Raw genomic sequence first — 15,217 nt, 5'->3', positions numbered from 1 at the left:
ATACGAAGAAAAAGAACATTGTCATAGTAACAAAATGAATAAAAAAAATGAGATTATAAATTAACAATCAGAAATTTATATTTATTCATCACAATCTTTAACCTAAAATCTTAAATATTGTGTAGTTAGTGATAAAAAGATATTATTTTGATCACTAACATAATAAAAGGAGCTGTTAATACAGCTTGCAAACATGCCCATATTAAAGTCTTTAGTGCTGAAGCTTATCTTCAAGCTTGGTGTTTTTTCATTATTTCACTATATTCATCGTAAGAAAATTACTATTCTTTATGCACATAGTATTGTCCAAAGTAGTGACATCGCGACAAGTGAATGGCAACCTCTAAGAACTCAGCATACTACCGATCAATTAATATTTTCACTGAAAGTGTTAGATAAGCGCTATCAATTTATATCTTTATCTACAGCACTTAGGATACTCAAAAAAGAAATTAAGCCAATCGATAATGCATTAGTAATCACACTAGATGATGGTTATTTAAATAATATTAAAGCGGCTGGTCCTATATTTTCCCAGTATAATATCCACCCTACTATTTTTGTATCCAGCGCACATACAAACAATAATATTCCATTTTGGTTTGATAGACTTGATTACGCATTACAACAAATTAAAAATGAATACTATTCTACGAAAATACTCGATGAATTATTTACATTTGATTGCCGTTCACGCAAAAAATTAGTAAGAAGTTATGCTAGCTTTCGAGTTAAAATTAAATCTCAATTTGTAAATGATCAAATGATGCGAGATTACCTTGAAAGTTTATCATGTTTAATAGAGAAACAGACAGGGAAAGCATTGAAGCAAATAATGCAAAAAGATAGTCATGCCCAATTAGCCTCATGGGATCAACTCAAAGAAGCGCAACAGCACTTTAACTTTGAAATTGGTAGTCACACAATAAACCATGCACGTTTAAGTCTATTAGATGAGAACATCATCATCAATGAGTTATCTCAATCAAAACAACACATTGAGGATAAATTACAGTTAACTTGTAATACTTTTTGCTATCCGGACAACAGCTATGACAATACAACACTGTCAATTGTAAAAGATTACTACGACTGTGCTTTAACAACGGACCCTCAGCTGAATAAAATAGGGAATAATATGATGGAGTTAAAACGTTTGAATCTACCTACAAACAGAGAGCCACTGAATATATTATTCCAAATATCGGCATTACGTTTAAACCTGCAAAAACACTTTAGGATAACCAATAGTTTATGAAAATATGTATCGTTGCAAACAACGCCTATGGTGCTTTGACAGGTGAAGAGTCTGGACATATAGGAGGAGTAGAAAGACAAACTGCGCTTTTAAGTGAATGGCTTGTAGATAAAGGCTACGATATCTCAGTAATTACTTGGAATGAAGGCGGAGAATCAATAGAGCATGTAAATGGCCTAAAAATAATAAAACTCTGCAAAGTTACCGATGGCATTCCAATACTTCGTTTTTTCACCCCACGTTGGACGTCTCTGATTTCTGCGTTAAAAGAAGCCAATGCAGATCTTTATTATCATAATTGCGCAGAGTACGTAACTGGACAAATTGCATTCTGGGCAAAAGCAAATAAAAAACCATTTATTTATACTGTGGCAAGTGATGCAGACTGTGAATTGGACTTACCAAATTTAAAATCTAAAAGAGAAGAGTATCTATTTCGATATGGCTTAATACACGCGAGCCTAGTTATTACTCAAACGCAAAAACAACAACAGCTATTACAAAAAAACTATAATATAGATGCTCAAGTTATCAATATGCCGGCAATGCCACCTCAATATGAAGAAAATTTCAAACGAGAAACATTATTTAACAAACAAAAAGTAATATGGGTTGGTCGTCTGCATAAAGTAAAAAGAGTTGAATGGTTAATCGAAATAGCAGAAAAATTATCAGAGGTAAACTTTGAAATTATAGGGCCGGTAGATACTACGGCTGACTATATGGTAGAAACGCTACGTAGAATAAAAGAAGCCCAAAATATTAACTATTTAGGAAAGGTCAGTAGAGCAGACATGCCAGCTATCTATCAAAATGCCTCTATTTTATGCTGCACATCCATTTACGAAGGTTTTCCAAATACTTATTTAGAAGCTTGGAGTTATGGTGTTCCGGTTATTACCACGATCGATCCTGATGACATCATCAAAAAAGAAAAACTTGGTTATCATGCAATAACCATTAATGACTTTTTAATACATATAAAAACATTACTGAATAATAATGACAATTGGCAGCAAGCTTCCTTGAACAGCCAAAATTACTATTTACATAATCATGAGCAAGGACGTGTCATGAAACGATTTGAGCAGACCTTTAATACTATAAGTACACATCAAATTGATAAGCATTTCGATAAACAAAGTAAACGATGGTCAGATTATTACAATACGAATAGCAAGTTGAGCGTTGCACATATTGATTTACAACAACGCTTAAAATATTGCCAAAGCATGTTATCAGAAATAGCTTCTCAACAAGAAAACACTCAGTTGCTTGAACTAGGCTGTGGGAGTGGAGACAGTTTCAATACGATCAACAAAACAGGAAACTGGAAAATAGAAGGCGTTGATATTTCGTTAAAGATGATAGAAGAAGCGCGTTCAGAACACCCGAACATTAACGTACAACTTGCAGATGCAACGGCTTTACCTTTTGTAGAAAACCAATTCCGAGCAGTCATATCATTAGGTGTTATAGAATATATTAGAGACTTCCCTAAAGTACTATCTGAAGTTAATCGTGTATTAGAGCCCAATGGCAGTTTTATTGTCTCCATACCCAATAAACAATCAATCTTTAGAAAACTGAGAAAATTAGAAAACATTATAGTGAAGCCTTTAAAAAGAATATATTTTTTATATAAAAAACAACCGTACAACTCGGCTATTTTTCACCAACAATGGTCACTAAGGGACTTTTCAAAAAAATTGAATTCACAAGGTTTTACAATCCAACGTACAGAATACTGTACTTATGCCTTACTCAGTCCCAAATTAGAAAGTTCAAATGCGAACATATATTTATCTAAATGGTTACACAAAAAGCTCCATAAAAAAGTCAATTTAAAACGTTTTTTAGCAAATACAATCATCATTCACGCAAGAGTAGCCAAATAATGAAAACTAAAGTATTAATCGTCATTAGCAATATGGAATTCGGTGGCGCACAACGTCAAATAGTTGAATTAGTGAACAATATTGAACAAGATAAATTTGAAGTTCATGTATGCTCACTTTCTAAGTTTGCACCACTGGCAATGCAATTTAACGAAAACATTGCATTTCACACTGTGCATAAAAAGTCAAAATTCGATTTTTCTGTAGTTTTTAAATTAGCAAAGTTAATTCGAAAACACAAATTCCACATAGCACACAGTTATTTGTTTGATGCTGAAATAGCAGTACGGCTAGCCGCTAAAATATCATTAATAAAAATAAAAGTAATTGGTTCTGAACGAAATGCAAATTATTTAATAAAGCCAATACAAAAAAAAGCATATTATTTAACTCGAAATATGGTTTGTAAAATCATAGCGAACTCACAAAGCGGGGCAACGTATAATGCTCAACAGACAGGTCAACCAAATTCAAAGTATCATGTTATTTATAATGGGGTTAATACAAACCGTTTCATTGTAAAGGATAAAATCGAGACCAGAAAAAACCTTGGCATTACCCAGGACTGTAAGTTAATAGGAATGTTTGCAAGCTTTAAACAGCAAAAGAATCATTTTTTTTTAATTGACACCTTGGAACAACTAAGAAAAACTGGTGTTGAGTTTAAACTCTTATTGGTAGGAGAAGAACTACATGGGGGCCTTCATGGATCAGATGATTATTCAAAAGAACTAAAATATAAAATAAAAAAATCAAATTTTAGCAATGATGTTATTTTTTTAGGAAATAGAGTAGACGTCGAAAATATTTACCCTGCATGTGACATAACTGTATTACCTTCATTATTTGAAGGCACACCAAATGTAGTTTTAGAGTCTATGGCTTGCGGCATTCCAGCTATAGCAACAGATGTATCTGATAACAATATAATCATTGATGATTCAATAAATGGGTTTATTGTGCCATTAAATAACATTTCAATACTACAAGATAGGATAATGACATTATTTAAAGATGACCGATTGATTGCAGAAATGAGAGAAAAATCTAGGCAAAAAATATCTCAAAACTACTCATCAATAAAACTAGCTGAAAACACTCAAAGCATCTATAAAATAGCGATAGACAAGTAGGAGGCCACTATCAAACTACGAACAATTTTAAATAACTTATTGATTGGTTATCCAAAACACTTTTTGTTTTTTTTACTTTCAAAAGGAGAAACATTTAAGTTACAACACATATGCGTCAATGACGTAACTGTCGGGCAAAACCCCAAAAGCTTATTTTACCCTCCTAAAACTTATGTTTTTAAAAAAGATGGAGACTGGGATAAAGATACTATAGAAATTGAACAACACCCATTATACATTAGCTATAAACAAAGGATTATTGAGCATAAAAAGTGGGAAGAAACTCCATATTACGAAAAAGCATTGGCTCTTACAGAAAATGGAGGTACTTTTCGAGGAGGAGACTTCAAAAGAAATGAAATACATGTTTTTTTCCAAAATTGTGACAAGTTAATTAGTGAAATAAAAAATTTTGGGTACAAGAGTAATCAGCAATTATTTTCAGAAAAAAAAATTAATAAAATAACGTTACTTTCACAAGAAGTTACCATGAACTTATCAAGAGATAATAAATATATTCTAAATGATGGCTGGAATCGTTTTATTATAGCTAAAATATTAGGACTTAAAACAATACCAGTACGAGTACTAATTAAACATAAAAAAAACCTTAGAGGTTAACTCCAAGGTTATATTTCAGTCCAATACATTAAGACTTATTGTAGAAGGCGCAATAGGAGAAACAAGCTCTACACTAGGGGCATTTGGGGACTCAAATGCTCCGATATCTATAATATTACCTGTAATACGTTTTTCACCAGATAAATCAGAAACCACATTAACTTTATAGAGAGAATTCATTTCAGAAAATTGTAAAATACTTGCCCCTTTGTTAATTGCAGGTGAATCATCTTCTAAATTAAAATCTAAATTACTATAATCTATAAATTGTGGGCTTTTATCAGAACAAGACACACAATTAGCATTATAAAGCTTATATCCAGATAAACTTAGAACCTCACTGTTACTCCGTCTAATTCTTTCACCACCGTCATTATAAATAAGGTTATTATCAATGTTACTAGCCTCTAATATTTTATAACCTCCGGCAATATCAGAACCATCTGCACGGCTTCTATAAGCAATGATATTATTCAATAAAGTATATTCTGTGCCACTAGCAAGTTGAATACCGTTATCAAAATCATAAATAGTATTGTTTATAGCCCCACTGTTAATTGTACTTCTAAAGTGAATAGCCGAGCCCAAAGAATAAAAACTTGTTGGATCCCATGAATCATAATCAAGTGCATGTATATTATGGATTTTATTACCAATAATCCAAGCATTATCAGCACCAGTTACCACGATACCTAAAATACCTGTATGGATAGTATTATTTAAAACCCAAACGTTGGTCGGGTCATTATGTATAACGACAACTTCTCCTGCAGATGAAGTTGATTGGCCATATCCGTACATTAAATTTGTTGATATTACGATATTATCAGCACCTTTTATATCTACTGCATTTTCTCCATCTTCATGAAAATTATTACCACCAATAAAAACATAATTAGGTCTTCTAGTATCAGAGGCGCTAGAATATTGAGCTGCACCTACTTGGATAGAATCTCCTCCATTATTGTGGATATGATTATTCAAAATCCAAGTGTAATCTGCATTTGCTCCTATATGGATGCCATGATAATCATTTTCAGAAGCATCGGCAGATGTATCACCAAAACCATAGATATGGTTATTATATAAAATAATATTATTAGTACTTTTTAAATCGTCACCGCTAACCGATAACACAGAAGTATTTCCTGAATTAATTCCTGGTCCAGAAAACTCATTATTTCTGACAACAATATGATCAGAACAAATATTGTTCATACAACGTAAACTTAAAGTTTTTCTAGGAGTATCAAAAAATAAATTTTCAATATAAGCATAACTACCTGTTATGACCATATCACCTTGAATATATGCTTTATTTTCATTATCCCCAGTAACCCATACTGGGTTATCAACAGTACCTAGACTATTTAGTGAAATTCTCCCCCCCCCGTTATAGGGACCATTATGTATTTCTATATACGACCCTGCGGCTAAATTTCCTTCTGGAATTGTCTTTCGAGGTAAATCGGGAGAGCCGAAGAGATTATCTTTATCGGTCGCACTTACATTCAAATTATCAATATAGTAATAATTTTCAGTAGCTTCACTTGGCCAAGAGGATGGTTTTTTAGGGGAGTCTCTATCTATAACATTCGGGCTTCCCCAATCTGGAGACGGTATTCCGGTGGGCATACTAAAAGCCAATAAATGACTTGAAAAAGATGTGCTAAAAGCAATAACACCTATCGACATTAATTTATATAATTTCATTTTTCAAACTCCAACTAAAACATTAAATTACAAAGTTTATTTTATAATGACAGACACAAAAATGTAAGCAATGCTTATATAATAGTATACTAAGTAGTTTTTTTCCTGTGGATATAAAACATTAAAGTTATGACTTAAACTTGACATAATAATCAAGATAATTTGTTATTATCCTATATTAAAGAGCTAATCTAGAAATAAAATGTTCATAAAAAATGGAAAGAAATAAGTTCTCACGTAAAAACGATTTAAAGCAGTCAACATTTTACCCCATATTTTAGGTTTCAAAAGGATTTCGAAAATGAATGAAAATATAGAAGGACGAGTCACATTTACTATATTTACACCTACTTATAATAGAGAAAAACTACTTCCCCGGCTTTATGAAAGTCTTTGTAAACAGACATTTAAAGATTTTGAGTGGTTAATTGTAGATGATGGCTCAACAGACAATACAAAAACTCTAATACAAAAATATATTAATGAAGCTGATTTTACTATCCGCTATTTGTGGAAGCCTAACGGAGGCAAGCATACTGCAATTAACAAAGGTGTTAGCCAAGCGCACGGTAAATTCTTTTCAATAATGGATTCTGATGATTGGTACATAGAAAATGCACTTGAAATCATGTTAAATAATTGGAATAAAATAGATATTAACCAACAAAGGAAATTTTGTGGGGTGACTGGTCTATATAAATCTACCGATGGCAATGTGTTAAGCGTTAAATTTCCAGAAGATATCTTTGACTCTAATGACCTAGATATTGACTATGTCCATCAAATAAAAGGAGACAAAATTGGATTTAAAAGAATTGAAGTAATGAAAGAGTTTCCATTTCCCGAAGATTTAGGGGATTTTGTAACTGAGTCAATTGTATGGAATAGAATAGGAAAAAAATACTCAAATCGATTCATTAATGAAATATTAGCTGTTGCAGAGTACCAGCCAGGAGGATTGACTGATGCAGGAAGAAAACACGCTATAAACAACCCGAAGGCTCGTGTTATTTTTCTATCCGAACTACTTAACTCCGGTACAAAACTACCAATTCAAGTTAGCTTCAAAAGCACTGTAAACTTAATTAGGTATGCTTGTTATTCAAAAAAATCCATGAAAGAGATACGCGCTATGAGTCCATCAAAATCACTTCTTTTAATTAGCATACCTTTTTCTATAATTTTAATTCTTCGAGATATACCTGTTTTACTTAAAAAGTAAAACATATCTAATAACAATGAACATATAGAACTTTTTTTAAAGCTTTATATGTTCATTGTGGATTAATAATTAGTTCCGTTTTTTTATTGCTATTGTATTTTTCACGCTCTATGCGCACTCTCAACATTAACCCCATCATAACCCACATCCCAACAGCTCCTTCTCTGGGATAAAAGTTTTGACTACCGAAACCTGCAATTAAAAACGCAGCGACTAGTGCTAGGCAACCCCCACCAGTAACTATATAAATATTGTTTCTTTTATCCTTAAATAAAGACCAAGAGTATTTGATAACTAAAATATAGAAAACAAAAACAGGCAGGGCTCCTATTATTCCATTGTCCTGTAGCCATTGTAAATACAGATTATGGGGATGAGGAAAGCTTTCACCTTGGTAGTCTCTCATGATTTTTAATGTAAGCCCAATATTCATCATAGCTTGACGGCCGTAACCAAAATAAGGAGCCATTTTAATAGATTTCCAAACCAATGGCCACGCAATTACACGACCAGAAGTTATCGACTCTGCATCTAATTCATTAGATTCAAAGCTTATATCTGAATTATCTAAACTGCTAGATTCTTCTTCAAGTATACCTTGTGTAAATCTTTCAACCATCGATGGAGCAAACGCCAGTATACCGATGAGCAAAAAAGGGACAAGTAATAGATATCTTCGCCATTTAAATAAGCAAAAAACAGCACCTAAAATGGCCCAAGTGGCATAACCAGTCCTTCCCCCAGTTAAAGCCATTGCTAAGAAAGTAACTGTACAACCAGGAAGGATATAAAGCCAAAATTGTTTTTTATTAAGATATTCTTTAGTACAAAAAATCAACCAAAAAGCACCGCTCAGCATCATTGAAAGGTTAACTCGATGAAAGCCTACATTTTTGGTTAATACCTTTAAAGCTTTTCTTTGTAGACCTTCCCCGCTAATGCCTAATGATCCTAACTTCATTGCTTTGATAACTTGCAACCCTAACAAAAAATACATTAAAAGAAGCATTATAAGTGCAAAGTCATACTGTTTTTTGGTACGACAACCATCAAATATAATCATACCTGGTAAAGCCCATTTGAAACAGTTAACTAAGTATTCATTAATAACTGGTAATACTCTTGGAGTTTCTCCTCCATAAACATTTATAAATTCAATAACCCCACTCATATCACTTAGATAACGAATGACACTTACAATAATAATAAAGCTATAAAGAAAAAGTAGTATGCTTATATGTTTAGGCATCTCCCAAGTGATCTTTTCTTTTTTCCTATTTGACAACCACGCAAAAATTACGTTTAAAAACAAAAAATTCCAGTGATTTAAACCGGGTATCCCTGCGATAGATTTAGGCATATCCGGATGTTGAAATATCGCCATCAATAGAACTAACCAACAAGCACCTCTAAACCAATCCTTCCATGCATAGACCGATAAATAAGCGATTAATAAAGTTAATAAAGTAATCCGAATCATTAACTAACCCTATTCGTTAGAAAGTCATTAAATATTATTTGCCAATATTCTTTAACTTGAACTATTGAAAAACGTCTTGTACTTTCCAATGCGTTTTTAGAAAACATATCCAGTAATGACTCATTTTTAAATAATTGAATAAACATTGTAGAGAAATGCTCAGGGTTTAATTCAGAAACCAAATAGCCGTTATAATCATTTTTTATTAAATTACTCAAATCCCCAACATCGGATGTAATAGCAGGCAATCCGCTCATCATCGCTTGAATTAGCGCCTGGGAAAGTCCTTCGGAATCAGAGGTAAGAACAAAGCACTTGGATTTTTGCAGCCAAACATTGACATCATCTTGCCATCCAACAAAATCGACATCATCACGAAGACCTAACTGTTCAGCTAATTTTTCTAGATCTTTTTTATCCGGACCATCCCCAACGATAACCGCATTTAATTCTGGCAATTCATTTTTTGATTGTTTAATAGCATGTAAAAAACGATCAACTCGTTTTACGTCAGAGAGGCGACCAATTAAAATAAGATCATATTTTTTCTTTTCTTCTAAATTAGGCTTAAATACTTCATCATCAAAGCCACCGGGTACAATTTCGAATTTTGTATCAACACCATTTTCTTTAAAATATGTAATCGCACTTGTGCCCATTGAAACGATTAAATCCATTTCATTGACCGCTTCAAGTAACATTTTTTCAATAAAAAAATCGGCTTCTCCAATACGATTAAATATTCTATTTTCTGTTTCAATGCCGCCACCACGGACTTCTCTCGGCCCACCACCACAAATATAAACAGATTTAGCACCAATAATTTTAGCTAAAAAAACCACAAATAAACCATTAACTAAAATATGAAAACCGACTAACACATCAGGTCTAGTCGTTATTGCTAACCATGTAAAGTAGACCAAACGAGCGCCAACTTGCCCTAAAATTTTTGTTAGCCATTTGGGCGCATAAGCACCTGAAACATTATCAAGGTCAGGTACAGGTACAGAAGAAACCATGGTCAAACTAGCGCAATTAGATGCGTTAGCCATCGGTCGTAAATGTGTCACTAACCAATGGTCTGAATAAAAAGTTCCTGTAGCTAACACGGTCAAAGCTTGTTTATTTCTTTGTTTATAAGGTATTAATTTAAAAATTTTTAATAATAAATAGTGTAGTACTAAAATAAGCCTTAATAACCATCGATAACAATGTTGCAAAAAACTGCTTTTATTCGTTAAGTTCATTTTAAGTATCCATCTTAGGGAAGCTCAAACTGCGCCACTGTATTGAGACACTTGTTTGTTCCAAATTATTCTTTTCGTTGATAACTAAGTCATTATATCTAACATTATTAATATATAAATTTGTTGTCTCAGGTTCATCCACATACCAAGTTAGGCCGTTTAAATCTTCTCCTTGGTAAGAAGTAGTTAAATGAATTTGAGTTTCAGAGTTCACTTTTTTAATTATAAAATTTAACTCAGCCACTGTGCGGTTATAACCTAATAAACGTCGTGTCGTTGTGGTTAATATTTTTTTGTTTTTTTGATAACTAGCCAATATCTCAAAGGCTTGTCTGGTACTCTGATGAAAAGGTTCTGTAGGCGAATAAACCTTACCCAAATGACTATAAAGGATGCTACAACCTTGTTTTTTGACTAAAGTATCTAAGACTTCTTTGGTTAATACATGATGTATTCCACGTGCTTGATCAAAGCTGGAAACTCCTCCCCAAGAAGGGTTACAACGCATAAATTCATTTATTTCTGTGCCGTCAATCAATTTAGATTTGCGTAACACTTTATTATCTTTATGCATTGCATATTTTGTATTACCTAACCTTGCAAACCAACCTTTAATGAACTCTAACGCAATCGTTTTAAGAGATGCTTTAATTTGTTTATTATTAAACAATGCTTGGTAACTTCTTTTAGCATTTTGTGCAACACAACTAGTTACGCGTCCTTTCCAAATAAAAGGCAACATGCCAGATTGTACCGTTAAGTCACTATGGTAAGCCGGTTTACCGACCTCAGCTCCTTGCCCTTGCATAATGTCATTGTCTAGGTTGGTTGGTGCTTGAGCATGATCCACCCACACTTCTATCTTTCTTTTACCCGCTTGAATCTCATTCCAGTGTTTCTCAATTAATTCTCTATCATTAACAAAGTCACCAAATGAATGTAAACAATCGATATGGCCTGAATCAATCAATTGATGAATTTTTTGTCGACCGTCATCATCCGTATTGGTATAGGAAAAATTATGTTCAGGCATATCAAAATAGATAGTATTGCCAACTTCTAATCCAACACCTTTACCTAAAGACGTTTCTTCGTTGGTATTTAAATAGCGTGCGGTTTCGAAATAAATTTCTTTATTAGGTGTTTCATCTAGATCACTACAAATAGCTAACATAGCTTGATAAGGATAAGGGTATTTTCGTAAAGTAATTGACATAATGATTAAACCTTAACCAAGATCATGATTGAAGCTTGAAACGCATAAGCAACTTTTGCTTTACGTTAAACGGTACTAAATACACATAATAAATAGCAAGCGTCACTACATTCGCAGTAATGAAGATAACAGCAGCAGCAACCCAATCATCAGATTGGTAAGCATTACGCGACCATGACATGAGTGCAAAGAAGGGTAGTATATAAATTAATGGCTGAATAAATCCACTATATGCATAACTCCACCAAGATAGCTTTAATTCTCTGCAAGTATATAAAGGAATAATAAGCCCATAAACAATATTCATGGGAACGACAAACAGTAATGCAGCAGTTGTTAACTCCCAACGTCCAATGCCAGTAAAAATAAGTCCAACACCAAATAATACAAAAATAGCAATAAAAGCAAAGATAGAAATACGTCCATGCTGGTTCATTCCCATTAATATCCGGATCGCGCTATCTTGACCCATTGGTAATAATTGACCAATAGCTAATATAATCATTAATGGCCAAAGTACATACTCTGGCCCCATCCAATATTGAAGAATAACATCTCCATAAATAACCAAAAAACCTAAACTAGGTAATGCGAATGCAAAACTTAATTTAGTTGTGGAAATAAATAAGGTTTGAATCGCTTTAGTATCACCTGCTCCCTGCATAGATCCTGTCGTAGGTGTTAACATCATTGTAAATTTTGTCATAAACGTTTTAATTTGCTTTGTTAGTGCCATCGGTCTAGCAAAAATAGCTAATGCAGCAGGTCCAATGGCACTTATGAGCATAAGGCTGATCGTTTGTAACAAAAGGATAGGCGGAACGTTTGATAACATGCTTTTGATGCCAAATTTTAGCATTTCTTTACATGTTGCTATATTGGCATTACGTAAGTTAAAAGAGAATTCTTTGCATATTTTTTTAACAAAAACGAATCTGAGAGACTCAAATATAATAGTCGACATTAAATATGCAATGGCCATCCCCGCTACACTTAAATCAGTTAAATAAAGAGCGAGTACCATCAGAATAACTGAAAGAAGACTATCACCCGCAGATAAGAAGTTGTGGATATCCCAGCGATGGTAACCCGTTAATAGCCCTCTGGCCGAACCTGCTAGCATTTGTACAGATAAACTTAGCCCTAACGATAGGACGACCCATTGTGCAACTTCAGTATTCTCTTGTAAGGAATCATGAAAATAAGCAGGTAAAGCAAAATAAAAAATAAATGTAGTGACTATAACCACCGAGGAGATAATAATTTGAACAAATACCACTGAGTTTGCTACTTGATTTAACTCATCAATTTCATTAACGGCCCTATGTTTTGCTATATAGCGATTGAATGACGCCCCCATGCCTAAACCAACCAAACTTAAATAACTCACAAATGACCAACCAAAATCCCAAATGCCTAATGCAACTTGACCAACTTGTTCATCTACTAAACGAGGCATAATAAAACCAGAAAAGATAAGAACAAGTTGACTTATCCAACTCACCATTAAATTCCATGCAAAACGACTTTGCCCAGTAAGATCTTCAACTTTTACTTTTTTGTTAATATCTCGCATTAATATTATTCCGTATAATCCATTTTTTGATGGTAATCACCAGTTACTTGAAAATACTTAGCTAACTCGTTTTCACTCAATTGATCTTTCCAGCGCTCGTCTAATATAATCTCTTCAGAATCATCTAAGCGCATGCCATTACCCACCACATGGTGCTCTACGGTTTTAAAGTCTAAACGTTTTTTTGATGGATCGACCCCAATAAACTCAAATAGCGTATCCAAGGTTTTCTCAGTGTTATTACAAATGTCTTCATAATGCACTTGTGCCCAATTTTCTTTCGGCATGGTTGCTAAAACGGCTTCTGTTTCTTGATTACAGCGAACCCATTCATTAGCACCGACTTCAATACCTCGCCCTTGTTCTTTAGTCTTACCTGCACCACCACCACGCAATTTTGGATTTTTAGCATCAGCAAATTCTGAAGGGTTTTTGTAAGCCTGCGAGACACCTCTTCCATCCCTGACAATCCAGATGACTTTAATATCCAGCTCAGGGGTTTTTAATAAGTATTTCAGCCGAATACCAATTTTTGAAGAGTCAACCACGATATCAACGTTAGCTTGTTCTGCAATTGAACGCGCATAGTCTGCATTACGTTTTTTTAAGAGAGGTAATTGTTTGCGCCATACTGGTGAGAACGTTAATAAACTATCTCGAATGAGTTCCATCAATGGCGCTCTAACCAACGGCCTCAACAGCCTCAACATATAAGGTGTAGCACCTGTACGAATATCAGTTTTAGCATCTGAGATACAAAAATCATGGCCTTTGTCTGCCATTTTTTGTGCAACCCCTTCCCAAAACTTACATTCTCCAACTAACTTTCTACATGAACATAAATAACTGTTTTTATCGTCCAAATTAATGGCTTTTAGTTCTCCAACACTACAAAGATCCGGATGCGCACCTAATAACATGGCGGTCATGGTTGACCCTGAATGGCTTGCGGCTGCTAGATAAACTAATTTTTGTTTTTTATGCGTCATGTGTTTTCTTCATTAGGATTTTTGAGGTTTGATTATTTCTTTTAATAACATACCGATAAACAAAGTATTCGTTACCAAGTAGCGCTTCCATAAGCGGCCTGGCTCTTGAAGCACTCGGTATAACCATTCCATGCCTAGTTTCTGCCAAATTAATGGTGCACGTTTAACTTTACCTGCAAATACATCAAATGATCCGCCTACGCCATGCACCACGGGCACTTGCATTACGTCTCCCCATTTAGCCATAAACTGCTCTTTTTTAGGCGAAGTAATAGCAACAAATAACACATCTGCTTTTGCGGCTGCAATATTTTCAGCGACCTGGTTTTGCTGCTCTTCAGAGAAATAACCATTTTGGCGACCAGTAATGACCACACCAGGGTAATGTTTATGAATTTGACGTTCAATTTCTTCTGATATTTCTTCCGTTGCACCTAAACAAAAGACACGATAACCTAATTTATTACCGCGTTCTAATATGCCATGCATAAGATCGATACCAGCGACTCGCTCTGGTAATTTTTTATTGAGAATTTTGCTGGCTAATACCACTGCACTACCATCAGCAAGAATCAAATTTGATGAAGTAACATCTTCACCCAAGGCTGGGTTACGCTTCATATTGACTACTTTAGCTGCATTTAACATGCCGATATGTAGAGATTGCTTAGAGGTGATACATTCGTTAATAATATCTAAGGATTGAGACATGCCTAATGGGTGGATATCAATACCAAACATATTTATAGTAGGCGTTTGTACCTTATATCGTTTTAAAGGTTCATTTGATACGCGATTATCATCCGTCATTTGCCTGTCCTTAGCAGTTATATTTTATTAGTTTATTAGTTTATTAGTTTATTC

12 protein-coding genes are annotated in these 15,217 nt (G+C 33.9%); 5 read left to right on the top strand and 7 right to left on the bottom strand.

The features are described from left to right. Window positions 1-193 precede the first annotated feature (193 nt). The 4 genes from H5084_RS16405 to H5084_RS16390 are packed head-to-tail and all read left to right on the top strand — an operon-like array spanning window position 194 to window position 4,910. Entirely contained in the window at window positions 194-1,258 is a 1,065-nt protein-coding gene (locus tag H5084_RS16405) for a polysaccharide deacetylase family protein (protein ID WP_182691573.1), read from the top strand. Beyond that, window positions 1,255-3,156: a glycosyltransferase gene (locus tag H5084_RS16400; RefSeq protein ID WP_182691571.1), complete on the top strand. Its 1,902-nt coding sequence runs from the start codon at window positions 1,255-1,257 to the stop codon at window positions 3,154-3,156. The genes H5084_RS16405 and H5084_RS16400 overlap by 4 nt, the downstream gene beginning before the upstream one ends. Further along, window positions 3,156-4,289 carry a glycosyltransferase gene (locus tag H5084_RS16395; RefSeq protein ID WP_182691569.1) on the top strand — a complete coding sequence of 378 codons (1,134 nt, stop codon included), beginning with the start codon at window positions 3,156-3,158 and terminating at the stop codon, window positions 4,287-4,289. Before H5084_RS16400 ends, H5084_RS16395 begins: the two co-directional genes overlap by 1 nt. A gap of 39 nt (window positions 4,290-4,328) precedes the next feature. Continuing rightward, entirely contained in the window at window positions 4,329-4,910 is a 582-nt protein-coding gene (locus H5084_RS16390) for a hypothetical protein (protein ID WP_182691567.1), read from the top strand. 15 nt (window positions 4,911-4,925) lie between these two features. Here the strand turns inward: H5084_RS16390 and H5084_RS16385 are convergent, their stop codons facing one another. Further along, window positions 4,926-6,623 carry a choice-of-anchor Q domain-containing protein gene (locus H5084_RS16385; protein ID WP_182691565.1) on the bottom strand — a complete coding sequence of 566 codons (1,698 nt, stop codon included), beginning with the start codon at window positions 6,621-6,623 and terminating at the stop codon, window positions 4,926-4,928. Between the two features lie 301 nt (window positions 6,624-6,924). On the opposite strand from H5084_RS16385, the gene H5084_RS16380 reads away from it, so the two are divergent. Continuing rightward, a complete protein-coding gene (locus tag H5084_RS16380; RefSeq protein WP_182691563.1) occupies window positions 6,925-7,845 on the top strand; it encodes a glycosyltransferase family 2 protein in 921 nt (306 codons plus the stop codon). A gap of 52 nt (window positions 7,846-7,897) precedes the next feature. Here the strand turns inward: H5084_RS16380 and H5084_RS16375 are convergent, their stop codons facing one another. From H5084_RS16375 to H5084_RS16350, 6 genes are read right to left on the bottom strand one after another with little or no spacing between them, the layout of a single operon-like run. Continuing rightward, on the bottom strand, window positions 7,898-9,325 hold the full coding sequence (locus H5084_RS16375; RefSeq protein WP_182691561.1) for an O-antigen ligase: 1,428 nt from the start codon (window positions 9,323-9,325) through the stop codon (window positions 7,898-7,900). Beyond that, window positions 9,325-10,572, bottom strand: coding sequence for a glycosyltransferase (locus H5084_RS16370; RefSeq protein ID WP_182691559.1), 1,248 nt, complete (start codon window positions 10,570-10,572; stop codon window positions 9,325-9,327). Before H5084_RS16370 ends, H5084_RS16375 begins: the two co-directional genes overlap by 1 nt. A 1-nt stretch (window position 10,573) precedes the next feature. Continuing rightward, complete coding sequence (locus tag H5084_RS16365) at window positions 10,574-11,788, bottom strand: hypothetical protein (RefSeq protein ID WP_182691557.1); 1,215 nt, start codon at window positions 11,786-11,788, stop codon at window positions 10,574-10,576. A gap of 22 nt (window positions 11,789-11,810) precedes the next feature. Further along, a complete protein-coding gene (locus tag H5084_RS16360) occupies window positions 11,811-13,364 on the bottom strand; it encodes a lipopolysaccharide biosynthesis protein (RefSeq protein WP_182691555.1) in 1,554 nt (517 codons plus the stop codon). Window positions 13,365-13,369: 5 nt separating this feature from the next. Beyond that, window positions 13,370-14,353 (bottom strand): sulfotransferase, encoded by a 984-nt coding sequence (locus tag H5084_RS16355; protein WP_182691553.1) that lies wholly within the window; start codon window positions 14,351-14,353, stop codon window positions 13,370-13,372. Between the two features lie 12 nt (window positions 14,354-14,365). Further along, the gene (locus tag H5084_RS16350) at window positions 14,366-15,163 is read right to left on the bottom strand and encodes a WecB/TagA/CpsF family glycosyltransferase (protein ID WP_182691551.1); all 798 of its coding nucleotides are present in this window, start codon (window positions 15,161-15,163) and stop codon (window positions 14,366-14,368) included. Window positions 15,164-15,217: the final 54 nt, after the last annotated feature.

The sequence above is a fragment of the Psychromonas sp. SR45-3 genome (genome assembly GCF_014163575.1).
Taxonomy (GTDB): Bacteria; Pseudomonadota; Gammaproteobacteria; order Enterobacterales; family Psychromonadaceae; genus Psychromonas; species Psychromonas arctica.
This window is presented reverse-complemented; position numbering and strand designations above follow the sequence as displayed.

What these genes read in the sequence shown, in the direction of transcription:
- H5084_RS16405 (WP_182691573.1), top strand. Translation starts at nt 194, where the DNA reads ATGCCCATATTAAAGTCTTTAGTGCTGAAGCTTATCTTCAAGCTTGGT.
- H5084_RS16400 (WP_182691571.1), top strand. Translation starts at nt 1,255, where the DNA reads ATGAAAATATGTATCGTTGCAAACAACGCCTATGGTGCTTTGACAGGT.
- H5084_RS16395 (WP_182691569.1), top strand. Translation starts at nt 3,156, where the DNA reads ATGAAAACTAAAGTATTAATCGTCATTAGCAATATGGAATTCGGTGGC.
- H5084_RS16385 (WP_182691565.1), bottom strand. Translation starts at nt 6,623, where the DNA reads ATGAAATTATATAAATTAATGTCGATAGGTGTTATTGCTTTTAGCACA.
- H5084_RS16380 (WP_182691563.1), top strand. Translation starts at nt 6,925, where the DNA reads ATGAATGAAAATATAGAAGGACGAGTCACATTTACTATATTTACACCT.
- H5084_RS16375 (WP_182691561.1), bottom strand. Translation starts at nt 9,325, where the DNA reads ATGATTCGGATTACTTTATTAACTTTATTAATCGCTTATTTATCGGTC.
- H5084_RS16370 (WP_182691559.1), bottom strand. Translation starts at nt 10,572, where the DNA reads ATGAACTTAACGAATAAAAGCAGTTTTTTGCAACATTGTTATCGATGG.
- H5084_RS16365 (WP_182691557.1), bottom strand. Translation starts at nt 11,788, where the DNA reads ATGTCAATTACTTTACGAAAATACCCTTATCCTTATCAAGCTATGTTA.
- H5084_RS16360 (WP_182691555.1), bottom strand. Translation starts at nt 13,364, where the DNA reads ATGCGAGATATTAACAAAAAAGTAAAAGTTGAAGATCTTACTGGGCAA.
- H5084_RS16355 (WP_182691553.1), bottom strand. Translation starts at nt 14,353, where the DNA reads ATGACGCATAAAAAACAAAAATTAGTTTATCTAGCAGCCGCAAGCCAT.
- H5084_RS16350 (WP_182691551.1), bottom strand. Translation starts at nt 15,163, where the DNA reads ATGACGGATGATAATCGCGTATCAAATGAACCTTTAAAACGATATAAG.